Origin of the sequence: Pseudoalteromonas arctica, assembly GCF_012927645.1 — a bacterium.
Classification (GTDB): Bacteria; Pseudomonadota; Gammaproteobacteria; order Enterobacterales; family Alteromonadaceae; genus Pseudoalteromonas; species Pseudoalteromonas arctica_A.
Window position 1 is genome coordinate 1 of record NZ_JABBMT010000070.1, and the last position, 2,941, is coordinate 2,941.

4 protein-coding genes are annotated in these 2,941 nt (G+C 35.9%); all 4 read right to left on the reverse strand.

Going from position 1 to position 2,941, the window contains the following annotated elements; all coding sequences use genetic code 11:
• Window positions 1-235: 235 nt before the first annotated feature.
• The gene (locus HHO47_RS18835) at window positions 236-1,288 is read right to left on the reverse strand and encodes an alpha/beta hydrolase family protein (RefSeq protein WP_169021675.1); all 1,053 of its coding nucleotides are present in this window, start codon (window positions 1,286-1,288) and stop codon (window positions 236-238) included.
• Between the two features lie 72 nt (window positions 1,289-1,360).
• Entirely contained in the window at window positions 1,361-1,579 is a 219-nt protein-coding gene (locus tag HHO47_RS18840; protein ID WP_169021676.1) for a hypothetical protein, read from the reverse strand.
• A 45-nt stretch (window positions 1,580-1,624) separates the two neighbouring features.
• Entirely contained in the window at window positions 1,625-2,098 is a 474-nt protein-coding gene (locus tag HHO47_RS18845; protein ID WP_169021677.1) for a hypothetical protein, read from the reverse strand.
• 157 nt (window positions 2,099-2,255) lie between these two features.
• Window positions 2,256-2,941 (reverse strand): efflux RND transporter periplasmic adaptor subunit (locus tag HHO47_RS18850; RefSeq protein ID WP_169021678.1); only part of this gene is annotated, 686 nt, incomplete at its 5' end.

Sequence of the window (2,941 nt, forward strand, 5' to 3'; positions counted from 1 at the left end):
GCTTTTAATTGATTTGAAACTTGGTTAATCTGCATGTGAACTCTGTTTTTAGTCATTTTTTATTGGCGTAACTATTTGATCATTAACAGAGTTCAACTTCAAGTTTTCTTAAGATCCAACCTATGAAAGCTCACTAGCCATTTTAGGTTAAGTATATAAGGTCTCGAATAACCACCCAATCAATACACTAAGTCATGAAAGCACTATTTGACATACAACAATAGCCACCTTCAAATCAAAGGGTGTTCGCAAACCAGTTAATAATTTCTGTTTGAATCTTTTCACTATACTCTATCAATGTATGAGAACCATTGGGATATTCAATATATTTAGCTAGTTTATTTTGCTGTGAAAATAACGTATGAAATAGCCTAGCATGCTTGGGGTTTACATATTGATCGTCTTCTCCATGCAGCATAAGAACCGGAATGCTGGGTAAATCTTGATACCAGTTGATTGCAGAACGATTAAAAAGCTCCTTGTCTTTATTATTTGCGTACTTTGGAATTAACCTTTTTAATACTTGCTGCTCAAACTCAGGCCTTTCTTCTGCTGTTGCAGATAAATCAACTAATGATCCACCTAAAGCCATGCTCTTTATTTTTGCACCGCTTTTTAATGCCAGTAAAGACATCATAGAGCCTCGACTCCAACCAACCGTTCCGAGCTTTTCAATATCTACCATTGGCATTGACTTTAAAATTGATACCAAAGCAAGTACATCTTGTAGCTCTTTCCCACCAAACTCATCTACTCCAATGGCAAATTCTCTATCTTCAGGCCACACTTGAGCACCGCCATACTGACTAGCAATAACAACATTTCCAGCTGCCGCAAGCTGATACGGTAGTAAAAATAAATCCCCAACCTTTAATGTGTGGCGATTCGAATCATTACCTCCACGGTTAAAAACAATTGCGGGTAACTTAGAAAGTTTTTGCACTTTAGGATAAAGAACAAAGCCACGAACATAGTAGTTTTGAACTTTATATATAATGGAAACACAGTTCACTGATGACTTATAATAGTCATACTCTTTCTCAGTAAGCCTTTGCTCAAATTCTTTGTCGGTAACCTTTCCAATAGCTACCAGCTTTTCTCTCCAATTATTATAGTTACTAAATAAACCACTTAAACATTGGCCTTTTCTTATTATTGATTCATGATTTAGTTCTTGAAAACTATTGTCTTTAATAAAAGATACATACTCATTTGCTAACAAGCTTTCAGAGCTCATTGAAATAAATAAAAAAATCAGCAAATACATTTTTCTATACAAGACCGTCATTTTACATTCATCCAAAGTTTAAGAGGGAGTGTGGCAGTAAAGTATTTACTACCACTTAAAGTAGTTTATTTATTATGGTGGGCTAGAGATACAGAATTCTCCCCATGGTGCACAAATATCAGGCCCACAACCACACGCTGGAACACAGCGCTCACGGCATGGTAATTCGGCAGCACTTTTCCCACCAGTTACATTTTTTAATAACGCAGATTCAATAATATGTTCTTTACTAAAATTACTAATATCTTCAGCAGAACTATTTTCTAGCGTTTTTTTATCATTTTCTTTCATATACTTCATTTTCCTTATTGGTAGTTAAAAGTTTTAACAAGAAATCTATCTCCTTCTGATTTTTAAAATTTTTTCGGCAGAATATTTTTCAGGAAACTCATGATACCAAGTAATAAAAGTATCCTTACCGAGCAAATCATAGACCAACTCATACTGGGTTCTCTTTGATTCTAGCAAGTCAGTTTCACTGAGCTTTTTATACTTATCCAAATCTTCAGAAGTAGTTGGGGAGTGGTGCATATAGTGGCCAAAAAACTTATCGCAGAAATAAAAATACTCTTTAGTATATAAAATAAAGGTGTGCCACATTTCATCAATTATCAATATAGGAGCATCAATAACCCTAGCCCCTGTAGTTTTAGGTGATGAGCAGAACCACATCCATTTCAACATTTCATTGAAAATTTTCTCAGCCTCAATCCTTTCAATTTTAAATGACTTTTGAAATCCATCTAAAACATTTGCACACTTAAAATCTACGATGCACTCTAAACTTGGGTATTTCTTCAGCACACTCATCTTTATTGTATTCTCCCTAATTTGTATACTTTGTTATTTCAAAAGAAAGACAGCTCCCTAAATACCGCTAAATAATGCAGATAAATTAAAAACTTAACTTCAATGTGTAATACAACAAAGCTTGTTATCAGAATAAATTCTAATTTAAAATTCACTGTTAACTCACTCGCCCTTTTAGGCTGTACAGCGGTTCAAGCAACCATTCAATTAGTGTGCGCTGCTCTAACATAATATCGGCCTCAAATAACATACCGCTTTTTAAATCAAACGCTTTACCATAAGCCTGCATTTGTTGTTGGTTGAGTGTTGCTCGCAAGCGGTATACTGGCTCTTGCAGTGCGATAGGCAAACGTATTTCGTTTGGGGTAATGAGTGCCTTATCAATACGGCTAATTTTGCTGTTAATAAAACCAAAGCGCTGATAAGGAAAGGCATCAAAGCGCAAACGCGTATCGTTACCAAGCGCAATAAACCCAGCAGAGCGTGTTGGTAGCAGCAACTCTGCTACTAGTTCTGAGCCTTCAGGAATAATATGTAACAGTGGTTTAACTTGGATGAGTGTTTCGCCTTCAACCACTTGAATACCGGTGACTGTACCGCTATTACTTGCGGTAATGGTATATTGATAGTTACTTTTAATTTGTGTGAGCTGGTTTTGAATATCCGCTTGTTGGCGTTTAAGGCTATTTATGCGCAGCGTGTATTGCTGCGGTACATTGGCAATACTAAAGTTAAGTTGGCTTAATTGATTTTCTTGCTGCATTAACAAACGCGCTAAATTTTGTTTTTCTTGTTTAGCATCTAGCAGGGCTTGCTGTTGCTGCTCACGCTCAATGTTTGATA